We start from the raw sequence: 14,247 nt of genomic DNA on the forward strand, positions 1-14,247 counted from the left end.
TAAAGCTAAGTATTTTAAACCTAAGTGCTTTAAGCCTAAGTACTTTAAGTATAAGTATCTGTATTAAGAGGAAGCAACAGATGAGCAATCTCCCCAGTGAACTGAAATATGCCCCTACCCACGAGTGGGTGCGAGTAGAAGAAAATGGTGAAGTGGTGATCGGAATTTCTGAGCACGCCCAAGATTTATTGGGTGATATGGTGTTTGTTGAGTTACCTGAAGTAGGGCGCAACTTAGACGCCAGTGAAGAGTGCGCCGTGGTAGAGTCGGTAAAGGCCGCTTCCGATATTTATGCGCCGGTCAGTGGGGAAGTGATTGCCATCAATGAAGAGCTGGAAGACAGCCCTGAGCTCATTAACTCAGACCCTTACGGTGACGGTTGGCTGTTTCGCGTGAAGCTCACTGATGAGTCTGACTTAGAAGAGTTACTCAGCGCCGCCGGTTATCAAAGTGCCATCGACGAAGAATAAGCATTAGCCTCCAGTTGTGGGGGCTTTTTTTGGCCCAGTGAATGAGGACCTATAGTGAGTGTGGGTTTATCCTGAGCGTAGGGTCGAATTCATTCGACCGTTTGGTGCTTGATAACCAGAACCACACATTACTTGGCCGTATCTCGTCCGTGGTATAGCCAATCAGTTGAAATAAGTGTCTGAGCTCCTAGTCTTGGTTAAACAGTCAAGAGGAAGGTAACGCTATGCAGCCGTCTTTGTTTGAACTTGAACAGCACAATGCTTTTATTCGCCGCCATATCGGACCCAACGAGCGGGATATTGCCGCTATGCTCGCTGTGGTTGGCGCTGCGTCGCTCGATGATTTAATCACCCAAACGCTGCCTAGCAATATCATCAATCAGCAGCCGTTAGGCATTGGCGATAGCCGCACCGAGGTGGAGGCGTTGGCGTATTTAAAATCCTTGGCTCAGCAAAACCGAGTCTATAAAAGCTACATTGGCATGGGCTATCACGACACGCATGTGCCACTGGTTATCCAACGTAATGTGCTGGAAAACCCCGGTTGGTATACGGCTTATACGCCGTATCAGCCGGAGATTGCCCAAGGGCGACTAGCAGCGTTACTTAATTTTCAGCAATTAACTCAAGACCTCACGGGCTTAGACTTAGCCAGTGCCTCTTTGCTAGATGAAGCCACGGCCGCCGCCGAAGCTATGGCCTTAGCGAAGCGGGTCAGCAAAAACAAAACCTCGAATCTGTTCTTTATCGCTGCGGATGTGCATCCGCAAACCATAGATGTGGTGCAAGAGCGCGCCGCTCATTATGGCTTTGAGATCTTAGTGGCACCCATTGAGGCGGTATTGGAGCAGTCGGTGTTTGGTGCTCTTTTTCAGTATCCTACTACTAGTGGCGAGATCCAAAACCTCAGTCCGTTTATCAGCCATGTGCAAGCAAAGCAGGGCATTGCGTGTGTGGCGGCAGATATCCTATCGCTGGTGTTGCTTACGCCACCCGGTGAGTTAGGGGCCGATGTGGTGCTCGGTAATGCCCAACGCTTTGGGGTGCCCATGGGCTACGGCGGGCCCCATGCGGCTTTTTTTGCTACTCGCGATCAGTACAAGCGTTCGTTACCGGGGCGCATTATTGGCGTGTCCAAAGACAGTCGAGGTAAACCGGCGCTGCGCATGGCGATGCAAACCCGTGAGCAACATATTCGCCGCGAAAAGGCCAATTCTAATATTTGTACCGCTCAAGTGTTGCTGGCCAATATGTCGAGTTTTTATGCGGTCTATCATGGGCCAAAAGGCCTAAGGCGCATTGCCGAGCGCGTACATCGATTGACCTGTATTTTAGCGCTGGGCTTAACGCAGCAGGGGCTCACCCTGAAACACGATACGTGGTTTGATACGCTGACCATATTAACGACGAAGGCTGAAAAAGACGCCATCATAGGGCGGGCCGAGGCCGCTGGCGTGAACTTGCGCACCGACTTAGATGCCTCTCTTGGGGTGTCGCTGTCAGAAACGACGACGCGCGAAGAGGTGCTGGCGCTATTTACGATCTTTTTAGGGGAAGGGCACGAGCTTGATATCACCGAACTAGATAGCCAAATATCGAGCAGCCCAAGCTCTGCTATCCCTGCTGAGCTGCAGCGCACTAGCGCCATTTTAAGTCACCCGGTGTTTAATCGTTATCACTCGGAAACTGAGATGTTGCGCTATATCCACGAGCTGGAAATGAAAGACATGGCGCTCAACACCAGCATGATAGCGCTCGGCTCCTGCACCATGAAGCTCAATGCCACCGCAGAAATGGTGCCCATTGGATGGCCTGAGCTTAATCAGTTACATCCGTTTGCGCCCTTAAATCAAACCCAAGGGTATCAGCAGATCTTGAGTGAGCTCAGTGAGTGGCTAGCAAACATCACCGGTTACGATGCGGTGTGCCTGCAACCCAACTCAGGCGCGCAAGGGGAATATGCAGGTCTGTTAGCGATTAAGAAATACCATGCGTCTCAGGGCGAGGCAGAGCGCGATATTTGCTTGATCCCAAGCTCGGCGCACGGCACTAACCCCGCGTCCGCGCAAATGGCCAACATGAAAGTAATAGTGGTGGCCTGTGATAAACAAGGCAACGTGGACTTGAGCGATCTCAAAGCCAAGGTTAAGGAGGCGGGTGAGCAGTTATCTTGCATCATGATCACCTATCCCTCGACGCACGGCGTATACGAAGAAAACATTCGTGAAATATGTGCGCTTATTCATCAGCATGGCGGCCAAGTGTATATGGATGGCGCCAATATGAACGCGCAAGTGGGCCTGACTTCACCGGGTTTTATTGGTGCCGATGTCTCGCACCTTAATCTGCACAAAACCTTTGCCATTCCCCATGGTGGCGGTGGTCCTGGTATGGGGCCGATTGGCGTTAAGGCGCATTTAGCCCCCTTTGTTGCTGGCCATGCGGTGATAAAAACCGCGGCTGTGAGCCGTGATAATGGCGCCGTGTCCGCAGCACCCTTTGGCTCGGCCAGCATCTTGACTATTAGCTGGATGTACATGGCCTTGCTCGGTGATGAGGGCCTAAAGCGCGCCTCACAATTGGCCATTCTGAACGCCAACTACTTAATGACCTGCTTAGCCGAGGATTATTCCATTCTCTATGCGGGGCGTAATAATAGAGTGGCCCACGAGTGCATAGTGGATGTGCGGCCCTTAAAAGCCAGCAGTGGGATCAGTGAGTTGGATATTGCCAAGCGCTTAAACGACTTTGGCTTTCATGCGCCGACCATGAGCTTTCCGGTGGCGGGCACCCTAATGATAGAGCCGACCGAGTCAGAGTCTAAAACCGAGATTGACCGCTTTATTGCTGCCATGAAGCACATTCGCCAAGAAATTCGCCACGTCGAAACGGGGCACTGGACCTTGGCTGACAATCCCTTAGTGCATGCGCCGCATACCCAAGACGATGTGCTGGTTGCTGACTGGCAGCACGCTTATAGTCGCGAGCAAGCCGCTTTTCCTACTCCAGAAGTACGGCGAGCCAAGTTTTGGCCAAGCGTTAATCGTATCGATGATGTGTATGGGGATCGCAATTTATTCTGCAGCTGCTTACCGTTAGACGCCTATCAATAATCAGCTTAGGTAAGCGCAAAGCTCACCTTAAATATTCCCACGCTCGCGTGGGATTTGGTTTACTGCTAAATCTGTGGCACCCACTTTGGGCGAGTTGTGGCGTCGAAATACCGCAATAAGCTTGGTGTCGATAGCCTTTTGTGCTGCAATACCAGAAATTTATGAGTCCTTTCGCATTTAATATCGAGTGCTAATTATTTCTGAGGATAATTTAGTGAAAAAATCTGTCTTTTTGGGCTGTGCTGCTGTACTTGCTGTTTCTGCTCCTGTGGCCGCGGATGTGTTTGGCGCAAAAGTGGGCGTGGACTATGTGTATTCCGATCTAGACGTGAATGGCTTTTCTGCCAATGAGCATCAAGATAACTACCATGCTTACGCGGCGTTTGAGCACTTTATTCCCTTGATCCCTAATGCATTAGTGGAGTATTCCACTCATGGCTCTAGCACCGTTGGTTTCGATCAATTCTCTGCCACTGCTTATTATGAGTTACTGGATAATAGCTTGCTGTCATTGGATGTGGGCGCCGGTTATAGCCGTTACTCAGATATCCAAGTGGGTGGCAGTGTTAGCAGTCAAGGTAGTCCGCACGCGTATGTGGCAACAGAAGTGATGCTGCCAGTGACAAACTTCTCGGTGTTTGCTGACGCTAAAGTATTTGGCTGGGAAGATGTGAGCGGTGAAGAAGCCCGCGTTGGCGTGCGCTGGGCGATTGAATTACCCATAGAGCTAGGTGTGCGCGTCGGTTACACCATGACCAATGTGACTTTCGATAATGCGTTGGCTAACAATGATTTAAAGTTTGAGTCTGACGGTTGGATGTTAGGTGTAGACGCTCGCTTCTAAGATTAACGAATGTGTTAAAAAGGCTAACTCAAGTTAGCCTTTTTTCATTATACGGCTAGAATAATCATCGTGATGACAGAAATAGTCTTAGCGAAATAATAATTTCATTACCAAGCTGGCAAATATTGCCGTTAGTGGATAAGGTAAATGAGCGACACTTTTTATTAAAACTGATTTTTACTCTTCACCATCAGGAGGCCCTATGAGCCAGAGATATGAAACAGAAAGAGCGGTATTAATGGATGACGTCAAGCAAGTGCTAAAAGATGCTGAAGTGTTATATAAGGCTGCAGTAGACGATGGCACTCAAGAGGGCAAGATTTTAAAAGAAAAATTAAAAGCTCAGCTAACCAAAGCTCAAGAGCAATATGCACAGCTTGAAAGCACAGTGGTTGAAAAAACCCGTGAAGCCGCCTCTAGTACCAATGATTGGGTGCATGAAAAACCCTACCATGCGATGGGCGTGGCCGCAGTCGCCGGATTGTTGTTCGGTGCATTCCTAAGCCGTTGTGGTCGTTAACAATAGCTCACTATTAAGCTTATGTCAGGCCATCTATTAGGCTTGATTGTCTAGCTTGATTGTTAAAATAAGTAAAACAGCTTCACTTGCCCTTGAGTAACCCTAGCCGGGGTGTTCGAGGGCAAGCCATGCATAGGGCGGTATATTGATGAGCGGCCAAATCAATTCGTTAAAGGAGCTAGTACAGACTGCGACCGAACTCTTATTTGTGCGCTTCAAATTAGCTCGTATTGAGTTTGTGGCGCAAAAAGAGCGCATGGTGCGGTTAGGTATACTGGCGTTGGGTGCCATTATGCTGTTTTTTATGGCTTATATTAGTTTGTTATTTGGGCTAAATGTGGTGTTAAGCCCACAACAAAAAGTTTGGGTGTTCTTTGGCTTAGCGGCACTATTATTTATTATTATGCTGAGCATATTTTGGAGCATAGCGCATAATCTGGCGCACCAAAGACGGTTTTTCGCCGACACGCTGCAAGACCTACAAGAAGATGTAGCCTACGTACAAGGCAAAAAGACCATGACCGATTGGTCTTTAAAGGAGTAAGCCATGCATCCTTCTTTGCAAGAAGAACAAAAATTACTGCAACTCAAAGCCGAGGCCTTGCGCTTAAAGTTATTGAGTAACCAAATGCGTCGCCAACAAGAGCCATCGGGGCATGATATTTGGGGTATCGTCAGTAGTTTACCCAAGGCTGGGCTGCTGTGGCGCTTAGCCAATATGCCCCATAAAGTACGCAATAAGTTTATCTTGGGCGCGGGACTATTAGCGCTGCTTTATTTGCGCTTCTAAATAAAATAGCGCCGAGTGCTCGGCGCCCAGCTAAAAATAGCGACTTTCTTTTCTCTGTTCCCCCTTTTTTGTTATCAGCTGCGATAATCGCCAATGTCGGGGCGTCGGCTTGGGCCATGCAGGGCAACATCCACCGGATGAAAAGCTTTGATGGCCTCAAAACAAAAATCCCCGACGGCTCTGTGTAACGCTTGTGGATCGTGGTTGGTAATAATGATCACGCTTTTCCCTAAGTTACGACGTCGACGCAATAGATGCCCTAAAAAGCTCGACTGACTTTCTGCTAGCCGAGCCCGGTTGGCCGCCACTTCATCGAGGATTAATAGATCCACCTCTTCGAGAGCACGTCGATAGAGATTACGACTTTCTTGATCTTCAATCACGCCAAAAAACAAACGGTCTACCACCGATGCCCATTGCTGAAAAATAACCGACTTTTGATGCTGATAAATAAGGTCGTGAGCAATGGAGCCTGCCAATGTTGATTTTCCGGTGCCAAAATCGCCGTAAATTAAAATGGCGGCACCGCCTTTTTCTTGCCAATGATCGAAGGCATTAATGAAGTGATGGGCCATATCAATGTGATGGCCTAACACGGGGTCTTCGCGGTCCATGTTAGCAAACACCCATTCCGGATTAAGATCCGCCTGGGCTAATAAGCGCTCGGTGCGCTTTTGCTTGGCTTGTGCTTGTGCTTGTTGCACATCTTTATTGGCCTGCTGCTCATACTGACGCTTCAATTCTAAGTAATCATAACTGGGCAAGGTACCGCCGGCGCGCAATTGTTGTAAGCGGTTTAATACCTGCTTGGCCTCGCCGGGTTTAGCCGTGGGCGATAAATCTTTTTGCGGCCTAGGGCGACGGCGGCGACGCGCAATATCATTCAGGTCGGCGGCAATTTCTTCAGCTGTTTTCTTCATCAGACTCGCAGTCTCCCTGGTTCGTGGCTTTTAGGCGTTGGGCCTCGGCCATCATTTGTTGAGCCCGCTTGCTGGGGCCGGTTTCAATTTTTGCTGGCAGCTGCTGGTAGCCGCTGTCGACTGAGGGAGCGGGCGCGCGTTTAATGCTGCGTTGATTCTTAAGTTTACGCACTAATTTCAGCATCCACTGATGCTGGTTCTCAAATACTTCCGGTCGGCCTAACCAATAAGCAATAAACTCGCCCAGCTCGATCTCGTCAATCGTGCTATCCAGTAAACCACATAAGCGAGCCAAACCGGAAAACTGTTGATCAGGCCGCCAGTCGGGATGCATGGCAAACTGGCGTGATGGCAAAGGTGCTAAGCCCTGCAAGTGCTTAAGCGGCAATGAGAATACGGCGCCATGAAAATGCTGTGGGTGCGGATTATGATGCAAGCTAAGTAAGCCCACTGCCACTAACTCTTCCACTAGCCCGCTAAGCGTCGCTGGCGTCACCCGATAATGGTATTCACCTTGGCCTTGCACGGTTAATGCCTTGCCGAGCAAAGGATAGTCCAGTGGCTGCGTCTTATCGCCCAGCGCCTGATGCTGTAGATAGAGCTGATATAAGCTGCGAGCAGGGTGCGAGAGCGACGGGGAGGTGAGTGCTTGGTATTCTGCCGGTGTCATTGTGCCACTTTTACCAAATAAAGATGTACCAAATGAAAAATGGATAAGCAATAAAAAGCGTGCTTAAAAAAGAGACCTACTGAAAAAGGTCTAAAGCAAGACTAACAAAAAACAGCTTAACAAAAAGCCTGCGCAAAGTTGCTGAACAAAATCTGCTGCAGCACTCAAAAATAAACTAGGCTCAGAGTATAACCCATAACCTGAGTGCTAAAGCTGATGTTTCATGGCTCACCGCTTCTTTTAGTGATCGAGGACGACACCGTATTTCGCCAGTTAATGGTTGCTTACCTTGAGCTATGGGGAGCAAGAGTGCTGGAGGCAGATACTGCCATTGAGGGCTTAAATCAAGCCATTGCTTATCGGCCAGACGTAGTAATAACAGACTTATTGTTGGAGAAAGAATCAGGCATTCCACTTATCGGTCAGTTAAAACGCCAACTGCCGAGTCTGCCTATTATCGCCATCTCCAGCCAAAAAAAACTGTCGGTGGTAGCACAGGCGTTACGGGCGGGAGCAGAAGATTACCTTATCAAACCGATACGCCATTGGCGTGCTGTAGAAGCAGCCATTATTGGCTGTCTTGAGCCTGACTTACCCCTGTTATGCCAAGAGCTAAATGAGCATGTTAGCTACTTTAGTCAGCATGACATAGCCGCGAGTCGCTTATGTCAATCATGGCAGCAGTTACCTGAGCGCAATGTAGGAAAGTGGCTATTAAGCTATCGTCAAAGCTCACCTTGGTTGCTCACCGATTACATTGAATTAGAGCAAGATATGCTGTTATTACTGGCGGAATTTAATCCGCTAGATAAAAACAGCCCAGTACTCATGACCCTGTTGGCGCTGGTGTTGCATGAACCGCTGCGCCAATACCAAAATAGCCCCTGCGCCTTGCTCAATAACCCAGCCAAAACTTTGGAATATATTAACCAGCTGTTGTTAAATGCAGGCTTGGCCTGTCAGGTTAATCTGGCGTTATTTCGGCTGCAAGCTAAGGGATGTGAGGTGCAGCTCGCCAATGGCGGCATGCAAGGCAATGAATGGCTAAGACTGTGTAATGTCGGCACATTAGGGATAAAAAACGTGACAGCGAGCCCACTGAGTTACCCTTGTGGGCTGCCTTTTGCACTGCGCGTGCAGGGCGGATTTGGCGGTGAAATACAGGTCACCGCCCGCCATAACTGCGCCAATTAAGTGAGCGGCTTAAAATTTAAGCTGTTTTAAGTAGCGGCTTAAGTCTTTGCCAAGCTCGGGGTGGCGTAAACCATACTCGATGTTGGCCATCATTAGCCCCAGTTTATTACCACAGTCATGACTTTTTCCTGTGATGTGATGCGCATCCACTGCCTCTTGCTCCATCAGCATGGCAATGGAGTCGGTCAGTTGAATTTCATCACCTTTACCCAGCGGCGTTTTACTGAGTAGCGGCCAAATATTGGCGGACAACACATAACGGCCGACGACGGCTAAATTTGAGGGCGCTTCTTCGCGAGCAGGCTTTTCGACCATGGCTTCAATGGCCGCAGACTCACCTTGAGCCAATTTGCTGTCGCCAATATCCACAATACCAAACTGATCCACGTGCTGCTCTGCCACCGGCTCCACCAAAATCTGGCTATGACCCGTGTCACTAAAAGCTTGGATCATGGCGGCCAGGTTATCTTTGGCTAAATCGCAACTGGCATCATCGATCAATACATCGGGCAGCAAAACGGCAAAAGGCGCATCGCCCACTAGCGGTCGTGCGCACAAAATAGCATGGCCTAAGCCTTTTGCTTCGCCCTGGCGTACTTGCATAATGGTCACATCGGGCGGGCAAATGCGTTTTACTTCTTCTAGTAGCTGGCGTTTTACGCGCTTTTCAAGCGTGGCTTCTAATTCAAAACTGGTATCAAAATGGTTTTCAATGGAGTTTTTACTGGCATGGGTAACGAGGATAATTTCTTTAATGCCCGCACGTACCGCTTCATTAACCACATATTGGATCAAAGGTTTGTCTACTACCGGTAGCATTTCTTTAGGAATAGCCTTGGTGGCCGGCAACATACGAGTGCCAAGGCCTGCCACTGGGATCACCGCTTTGCGGATCGCCGTTGGTAACGCAGCTTTAACCGGATTGTGTATATAAGAAGTGTGCTCAGACTGACTGGAAGGCATAGACATCATCTAATAAAATAAGGGTTGTGTATCATAACCAATCACAGCCCTCTCCACCATATAAGAGAGGGCTAAGACAATGAGCGGGTAGCTTTTACTGCACCTTGTCTTTTTATCGACATAAGTCTCCTAATGATAAAATTGACTTATTCCGTTAGTAAGTGACGGTTCTTTTCTATGGTAGCGGCACCTATGCCACTGACTTTCGTTAAGTCATCCACTGAGCCAAAAGGACCGTGTTGTTCTCGGTAGGCGACGATTGCCGTGGCCTTAGCTGTGCCTATGCCGCTGAGTAGGGTGAGCTGCTCGGCACTGGCGGTGTTGATGTTAATGCTCGTTACCACGGCACTGGGTGCCGATTCGCTTGGCTGGTCTTGAGCGAGGGCGGGGCTGGATAGGGTCAAGAGTCCCGTTAACATACTTGCCATCAGTATTTTATTCATCTTCATGTTCATCACTCCTTGATGAAAGTCAGTTAGATGTCGTCCTTTGGACATCTTAAAGCCTTGCTCATAAACTCACATTTGGCCAATAAATAAACATAAAGAGTGATGAGCAATAAAAAAGGCAAGCGTGAAAAAATAAATAACCGGCCTAAGCCGGTTATTTTTTAATATTAATGATGAAATAATATTTTATTATGGCAGCACTTTTTTGAACGGCTTGACGATAACGGAGGCATACACGCCTGCTGCCACGTAAGGGTCTGCATCAGCCCATGCTTGTGCGGCGTCCAGTGAGCTAAACTCGGCAATCACTGTGCTACCAGTAAAGCCCGCTTCTGCTGGGTCTTCCGCATCTATGGCAGGGTTAGGGCCGGCTACCAGTAAGCGACCTTCGGCGGCCAACGCCTGTAAGCGACCTAAATGAGCAGGGCGAGCACTTTGGCGAAGGGACAGACTATTGGGATTGTCTTGGGCAAAAATCACATACCACATGAAGAGTCCTTATTGCATGAGTTGCTTGAGTTGCATAAAAAATAAAAAAGGCTGCATGCAGCCTGATTAATGGAGTGAATATTAAGTTTGTGGTTTATTTTCCAGCGCTTGCTGCTTACGATACAAATAAATGGCGGTGGCAAAGGTAAATAATAAGGTCATGCCTAACAGGCCAAAGACCTTAAAATTGACCCACACCTCTTGTGACATATTAAAGGCGACGTACACGTTGAGGGCGCCACAGGCGGCAAAAAATAGCGCCCAAGCGATGTTAGCCTTATCCCAGATGATATCGGGTAAGATCATTTCCTTACCGAGCATTTGTTTGATCAGGTTTTTCTGAAAACCGTAACGGCTCACCAAGAGACCGACGGCAAACAGCGCATTCACAGCCGTGACTTTCCATTTTATAAAATCGTCACTCTGGAAAAAGATGGTCAGGCCACCAAAAAATAACACCAGTACCAAGGTGATCAAGTGCATTTTCTCTAACTTTTTGTTCTTGATCCAAAACACCAGCATTTGAATACAGGTGGCGGCCATCAGGGCGCCGGTTGCCGCATAGATATCGACGGTTTTGTAGACCACAAAAAAGATGATCAGAGGCAGAAATTCAGCGAACTGTTTCATGAGGCATTAATCCAAACAACAAATATGCTGACAGTTTACCTACAGCCGGCTCGGCTGGCAAAACATTGCGCATCAGCAGCTAGGGCAGGGCACCAATGCGCGGGGCGTTTGCTAAGCAAAAGCTTAGCGCCGACAGAGTCGCGGCTTGGATTTTTGTTTATCCAGTAGGCTCTTTAATAATAGCGCGCTCAGCACTATGGCTCCGCCCCATAAGCCTTGTGCACTGGGTGCCTCGCTCAAAAACAGCCAGACCAAGAGGGTACCGAAGACCGTTTCTAGCAACAGTAACAAGCTGACTTCTGCTGAGGGTAAATATTGCGGGCCTTGCTGAATAAGGGTAAAGCCGATGGGCAGTAATACCAAGCACAATAGCACCAACCATCCGAGGTTTGCCGCATCGGGCAGGGCTAGGGTGCCGCTCCAGCCGAATGCCAGGGCCGCCGTAATTATGCCACTCAGGGCGAGCATGGGGCTCATGTCGATGTGGGGCTGGCTGTGCGCCAGGGTGAAGTTGCCGGCTAATCCTAGGGCTGCCAGCAAGGCAAAGGCACTGCCCAACCAGGAGCCTGATCCCAGGTCGTCCAGAACTATCAAGCTAATGCCGGCCATGCAGCCGCCAATGGCAAGCCAGGTGCGCAGGGGAAGACGCTCCTGCAAAAAAAAGCGACTCAGCAGGGCGGCTATGAGGGGAGCTGTGGCCAAAATAACCAGCACATTAGCGGCTTTGGTAAAGTGGTTACCCAGTATAAAACCTATGGTGCTCAGGCTGAACAGCAGGGCACAGCCGATTCCGGCACGGCCACAGGTCAAATAAGCCCGCCACCATTGGCTTTTATAGCGCAGCAGCACTATCAGCAAGAAGCCGATTATGTTGAGCAGACCTCGCCACAGCACCACTTGTTCGGCCGGCAGGCTGATCAGGCGCAATATTAAGGCATCGGGGGCAATCACCAGCACGCCTAACGCGGTGAGCAGCAGTCCTTTTTGATGGTTATCCATAACACTTGAAGTGGGGGAAGGATGAACATGATGCTAGTACATTAGCGCCAAAATCCAAGACGTGCAGGGCAAAGGCTGCGCTGAACGCCCAGCGCCAAGTTAAATAAAGGTCCGTGTTTATTTTTCGCCGTCATCCTGACGCGCGTCAGGATCTCGGTTTTTAACGTGCAGAGTAAAGGTTAAGAGTGAAGGAAAAGCACTGAATTTACCGGTTCGGTGTTGTCCGTCCTCTTCACTCTTTACCCCTCACCCCTCACGCTAATACAGCTTGACTGCTGTCTCTGATCACTAGCTCGGGGGTGAGGGTGAGTACCCGCCTTGGGCTGGTTGGGTTTTTAATGCGGGTGAGCAGGGTGTCTACAGCCAAGGCGCCCATGCCGGCTTTGGGTTGCTCGACGCTAGTCAGCGCTGGCACTAGATAATGCGCCAGTTCGATGTTGTCGTAACCGACAATTGACATCTGCTCAGGCACCGTCACTTTCGCATCAGCCAAGGCGCGCAACGCCCCCATGGCCATCATATCGTTGGCAATAAATACTGCCGTTGGCCGCTCGGGCAACGCCAGCAAGGCGTTCATGGCGCTGTTGCCACCGGCCAGCTCAAAATCACCTTCACTGATCCACTCATTGCGCACCGTTAACCCAGCTTGGTTCATAGCAGTTTTAAAGCCTGCCAGTCGCTCGTCTGCCGCTCGTGTGCCCAGCGGGCCGGTAATGCAGCCAATATGACGATGCCCAAGGCTAATTAAATGCTCGGTGGCCAGTTGACCGCCAAGTTGCCCGCCATCCTGAATAATATCGGCAACGATATCTTGTGGCCCCCAGTCGGCCAGCACCAGTGGGATATTGGGGTAGCGCTCAAAAATACCGGCACCCAGCTCCAGCTGGGTGCACATTAAAATAATACCGTCGACGCGCTTTTGCAGCAGCATTTCCATGTTGCTGTTTAACCGCGCCTTATCGTCTAGGGTATTGCACAAGGCAAGGCTGTAACCCAGCTCGAAACAGCGTTGTTCTACCCCTTGTACCACTTCGGCAAAAAAGGGGTTGGCGCTACTGGTGACCAGCATGCCTAAGGTGCGGGTTTCGTTGACTTTTAGGCTGCGCGCTAACGCTGAGGGCGCGTAATGTAGATCTTTGATGACCCGCTCCACCCGCAGGGTGATCTCTGGGCTCACAAAGCGGGTTTTATTTAGCACATGGCTGACCGTTGAGGTAGATACCTGAGCCTCACGGGCGACATCTTTAATTGTGGCCAATTAATAGAGCTCCGGCATTTAGTTAGCGTCCAGCAGGGCCTGAATCTCGGCCAGATATGGAATCGAGGTTTGGGCGCCATGGCGGGTTACCGACAAGGCCGCCGCGGCTTGCGCAAATCGTACCGCCGTCATTAATGGCTGACCTTGTTGCAGGGCCGCCAGCAGGGCACCGTTAAAGGTATCGCCCGCCGCAGTGGTATCAACGGCGTTCACCTTGAAGCCCGGTATTAACTGGCCAGCCTGACCACGCACGCTCAGCCAGACGCCTCTTGCCCCCAGCGTAATAATAACGGTGGCGATGCCCTTGGCGTGCAGTGCGGCTGCCGCCTGTGCCGCGCCAGCGTCATCATTCACCGCCAGGCCAGTTAGCCGCTCGGCTTCGGTTTCGTTCGGGGTAATCATATCCACCAACGACAGCAAGGCATCGGGCAGGGCTTGTGCCGGTGCCGGGTTGAGCACCACAGTTGCGCCCTGAGCCTTGGCCTGAGCGGCGGCGGCGATATTGGTATCGAGCGGGATTTCCAGCTGCAGCAACAGCTGCTCGCAGGCGAGACCGGCATGATGGCGTTGCAACTGCTCGGGGGTTAACCGGCCGTTGGCGCCAGCGGCCAGAGAGATGGTATTTTCACCCTCGGCATTCACCTGAATAAGGGCCACGCCGGTATTCACACCGCTTATCGATTCTATGGCCTCGGTATTTATGCCGTCGGCGGCAAAGCCCTCGACTAGGCTTTTGGCCAGGGAATCGTCACCCACGCAGGCAATAAAGCGGGTGTGGGCACCGGCGCGCACTGCCGCTACCGCCTGATTGGCACCCTTGCCGCCGGGCACAATTTGATAATCACTGCCGGTCAGGGTTTCGCCCGGGCGCGGAAACTGCGCCAAGCTAATAACGTGATCGATATTAATACTGCCAACTACGGTTAATGTCATGGTGT

16 protein-coding genes are annotated in these 14,247 nt (G+C 50.3%); 7 read left to right on the forward strand and 9 right to left on the reverse strand.

The window, feature by feature from the left end:
• Nucleotides 1–80 precede the first annotated feature (80 nt).
• The 6 genes from gcvH to R0134_RS04600 all read left to right on the forward strand — a co-directional run bounded on the left by gcvH (nucleotide 81) and on the right by R0134_RS04600 (nucleotide 5,737).
• Nucleotides 81–470 (forward strand): glycine cleavage system protein GcvH, encoded by a 390-nt coding sequence (gcvH, locus tag R0134_RS04575; protein ID WP_319783660.1) that lies wholly within the window; start codon nucleotides 81–83, stop codon nucleotides 468–470.
• Nucleotides 471–694: 224 nt separating this feature from the next.
• A complete protein-coding gene (gene gcvP / locus R0134_RS04580; RefSeq protein WP_319783661.1) occupies nucleotides 695–3,583 on the forward strand; it encodes an aminomethyl-transferring glycine dehydrogenase in 2,889 nt (962 codons plus the stop codon).
• A 214-nt stretch (nucleotides 3,584–3,797) separates the two neighbouring features.
• Nucleotides 3,798–4,427, forward strand: coding sequence for a TIGR04219 family outer membrane beta-barrel protein (locus R0134_RS04585; protein WP_319783662.1), 630 nt, complete (start codon nucleotides 3,798–3,800; stop codon nucleotides 4,425–4,427).
• A 202-nt stretch (nucleotides 4,428–4,629) separates the two neighbouring features.
• On the forward strand, nucleotides 4,630–4,947 hold the full coding sequence (locus R0134_RS04590) for a glycine zipper domain-containing protein (protein WP_319783663.1): 318 nt from the start codon (nucleotides 4,630–4,632) through the stop codon (nucleotides 4,945–4,947).
• 148 nt (nucleotides 4,948–5,095) lie between these two features.
• Nucleotides 5,096–5,491 (forward strand): phage holin family protein, encoded by a 396-nt coding sequence (locus tag R0134_RS04595; protein WP_319783665.1) that lies wholly within the window; start codon nucleotides 5,096–5,098, stop codon nucleotides 5,489–5,491.
• A gap of 3 nt (nucleotides 5,492–5,494) precedes the next feature.
• Entirely contained in the window at nucleotides 5,495–5,737 is a 243-nt protein-coding gene (locus tag R0134_RS04600; RefSeq protein WP_319783666.1) for a hypothetical protein, read from the forward strand.
• A 74-nt stretch (nucleotides 5,738–5,811) separates the two neighbouring features.
• On the opposite strand, the gene R0134_RS04605 is transcribed toward R0134_RS04600, so the two are convergent.
• A complete protein-coding gene (locus R0134_RS04605; protein WP_319783667.1) occupies nucleotides 5,812–6,657 on the reverse strand; it encodes a DnaA ATPase domain-containing protein in 846 nt (281 codons plus the stop codon).
• Entirely contained in the window at nucleotides 6,641–7,327 is a 687-nt protein-coding gene (locus R0134_RS04610) for a DnaT-like ssDNA-binding domain-containing protein (protein ID WP_319783668.1), read from the reverse strand. The genes R0134_RS04605 and R0134_RS04610 overlap by 17 nt, the downstream gene beginning before the upstream one ends.
• A gap of 243 nt (nucleotides 7,328–7,570) precedes the next feature.
• Here R0134_RS04610 and R0134_RS04615 point away from each other — a divergent pair, with 243 nt between their 5' ends.
• Entirely contained in the window at nucleotides 7,571–8,521 is a 951-nt protein-coding gene (locus R0134_RS04615; protein ID WP_319783669.1) for a response regulator, read from the forward strand.
• A gap of 9 nt (nucleotides 8,522–8,530) precedes the next feature.
• On the opposite strand, the gene galU is transcribed toward R0134_RS04615, so the two are convergent.
• From galU to rbsK, 7 genes are all read right to left on the reverse strand, one after another.
• A complete protein-coding gene (gene galU, locus R0134_RS04620; protein WP_319784303.1) occupies nucleotides 8,531–9,373 on the reverse strand; it encodes a UTP--glucose-1-phosphate uridylyltransferase GalU in 843 nt (280 codons plus the stop codon).
• A 257-nt stretch (nucleotides 9,374–9,630) separates the two neighbouring features.
• Nucleotides 9,631–9,981, reverse strand: coding sequence for a ComEA family DNA-binding protein (locus R0134_RS04625; protein ID WP_413641425.1), 351 nt, complete (start codon nucleotides 9,979–9,981; stop codon nucleotides 9,631–9,633).
• Nucleotides 9,982–10,122: 141 nt separating this feature from the next.
• Complete coding sequence (locus R0134_RS04630; protein WP_319783670.1) at nucleotides 10,123–10,422, reverse strand: YciI family protein; 300 nt, start codon at nucleotides 10,420–10,422, stop codon at nucleotides 10,123–10,125.
• An 81-nt stretch (nucleotides 10,423–10,503) separates the two neighbouring features.
• The gene (locus tag R0134_RS04635; protein ID WP_319783671.1) at nucleotides 10,504–11,052 is read right to left on the reverse strand and encodes a septation protein A; all 549 of its coding nucleotides are present in this window, start codon (nucleotides 11,050–11,052) and stop codon (nucleotides 10,504–10,506) included.
• Nucleotides 11,053–11,175: 123 nt separating this feature from the next.
• Nucleotides 11,176–12,051 carry a DMT family transporter gene (locus tag R0134_RS04640; protein WP_319783672.1) on the reverse strand — a complete coding sequence of 292 codons (876 nt, stop codon included), beginning with the start codon at nucleotides 12,049–12,051 and terminating at the stop codon, nucleotides 11,176–11,178.
• A gap of 253 nt (nucleotides 12,052–12,304) precedes the next feature.
• Nucleotides 12,305–13,309 (reverse strand): substrate-binding domain-containing protein, encoded by a 1,005-nt coding sequence (locus tag R0134_RS04645; RefSeq protein ID WP_319783673.1) that lies wholly within the window; start codon nucleotides 13,307–13,309, stop codon nucleotides 12,305–12,307.
• Nucleotides 13,310–13,327: 18 nt separating this feature from the next.
• Complete coding sequence (gene rbsK / locus R0134_RS04650) at nucleotides 13,328–14,242, reverse strand: ribokinase (protein ID WP_319783674.1); 915 nt, start codon at nucleotides 14,240–14,242, stop codon at nucleotides 13,328–13,330.
• Between the last annotated feature and the right edge of the window lie 5 nt (nucleotides 14,243–14,247).

The sequence above is a fragment of the Oceanisphaera sp. IT1-181 genome (assembly GCF_033807535.1).
Lineage (GTDB): Bacteria > Pseudomonadota > Gammaproteobacteria > Enterobacterales > Aeromonadaceae > Oceanimonas.

Excerpts from the sequence above, each read along its gene's own strand:
- gcvH (WP_319783660.1), top strand. The coding sequence starts at position 81 with ATGAGCAATCTCCCCAGTGAACTGAAATATGCCCCTACCCACGAGTGG.
- gcvP (WP_319783661.1), top strand. The coding sequence starts at position 695 with ATGCAGCCGTCTTTGTTTGAACTTGAACAGCACAATGCTTTTATTCGC.
- R0134_RS04590 (WP_319783663.1), top strand. The coding sequence starts at position 4,630 with ATGAGCCAGAGATATGAAACAGAAAGAGCGGTATTAATGGATGACGTC.
- R0134_RS04595 (WP_319783665.1), top strand. The coding sequence starts at position 5,096 with ATGAGCGGCCAAATCAATTCGTTAAAGGAGCTAGTACAGACTGCGACC.
- R0134_RS04600 (WP_319783666.1), top strand. The coding sequence starts at position 5,495 with ATGCATCCTTCTTTGCAAGAAGAACAAAAATTACTGCAACTCAAAGCC.
- R0134_RS04605 (WP_319783667.1), bottom strand. The coding sequence starts at position 6,657 with ATGAAGAAAACAGCTGAAGAAATTGCCGCCGACCTGAATGATATTGCG.
- R0134_RS04610 (WP_319783668.1), bottom strand. The coding sequence starts at position 7,327 with ATGACACCGGCAGAATACCAAGCACTCACCTCCCCGTCGCTCTCGCAC.
- galU (WP_319784303.1), bottom strand. The coding sequence starts at position 9,373 with ATGTTGCCGGCCACCAAGGCTATTCCTAAAGAAATGCTACCGGTAGTA.
- R0134_RS04625 (WP_413641425.1), bottom strand. The coding sequence starts at position 9,981 with ATGTCCAAAGGACGACATCTAACTGACTTTCATCAAGGAGTGATGAAC.
- R0134_RS04630 (WP_319783670.1), bottom strand. The coding sequence starts at position 10,422 with ATGTGGTATGTGATTTTTGCCCAAGACAATCCCAATAGTCTGTCCCTT.
- R0134_RS04635 (WP_319783671.1), bottom strand. The coding sequence starts at position 11,052 with ATGAAACAGTTCGCTGAATTTCTGCCTCTGATCATCTTTTTTGTGGTC.
- R0134_RS04640 (WP_319783672.1), bottom strand. The coding sequence starts at position 12,051 with ATGGATAACCATCAAAAAGGACTGCTGCTCACCGCGTTAGGCGTGCTG.
- rbsK (WP_319783674.1), bottom strand. The coding sequence starts at position 14,242 with ATGACATTAACCGTAGTTGGCAGTATTAATATCGATCACGTTATTAGC.